This window comes from Bacillus sp. P4_D3, from assembly GCF_056401855.1.
In genome coordinates, this window is the sequence record NZ_JBFUIN010000930.1 from 1 (window position 1) to 1,056 (window position 1,056).

1 protein-coding gene is annotated in these 1,056 nt (G+C 34.7%); it reads right to left on the minus strand.

Annotated elements, in window-relative coordinates; genetic code table 11:
* A partial coding sequence (locus tag AC1DTM_RS28085) for a ParM/StbA family protein (RefSeq protein ID WP_477001441.1) occupies positions 1-1,056 on the minus strand: 1,056 nt, incomplete at both ends.

Consider the following 1,056-nt stretch of genomic DNA (forward strand, 5'->3'; position numbering starts at 1 on the left):
TACTAAAAGACCACGAGCATTGGTGAATAACGGGTTATCTACAAAAATTACATTTTTCAAGCGTCCTTTTTGTTTCAAAATCATTTTTAAGCTATTTTTAATAATAACTGCGCCCMCACCATAAATAAATACGTATGGATCGTCTTTCATATCATCAATTTTGTTAATAATATCCGTTGCGACACGTGCTGCTAAACCTAAAAACGCTGGTTGCGATTCCTCAACTAACAATGCATTTCTTGGGTGCTTTTCATTTAAATAAATTTGGTTAAATTCTGTAATACTATCAATTGTTTTCGTAGGATATTTCCGATTCCACCTCGTAATAATTTGTAATAACGTTTCTTTTACACCGTACGATAATCCTTTACTTAATTGCGGGCGGAAATTCACCCCTAATGAAACAACTTCTTCCGTTGTCCCCGCGCCAATATCAAAAGACAATAAAGTTTTATCTACAAAATCAATTTCTGAAACTTGATTTTGTTCACATTCTATTTTATGTTTCACAACATTTCCTTCCTCATCATATACAATCCCCCACGTCCCAGAAGCGCCTTCAGGTAGACATTTACAAAACTCAATAGAAACATTAATCGTAACATCGCGTCCATTTGGATAATGGAATATGACCTTGTGATTACCCATATACCGTTTCGAATTTTCAGCAGCGATTTCCTGTGTAATAAGTTGCATTGGAAGAGCAACAGATAAATCATAACGAATATTAATATGACTTGAAGTTGGACTTTGACGCATAGCACTTATCGCTAAACCTGAAAGGATTGTAATAACCATTAACTCATCAGTAGATTTATTTGATTTTTTCTCCACTTCTGTACCTTTTAATTGATCTTGAATCACTTTTTCTCCAACGATGTATCGTACATTATTTAACATTAGCGATGGAGAACTAATGGTCACATCAATGTGATTCTCTAATTCTGACGATGAAACATCAACCTCATCTAACAACCCCGTAGGCTCACCGATATATAAAGAATAAATACTCGGAATAAAAATGGGTTCCTGCCCTTTCACCATTAACTTCAAACC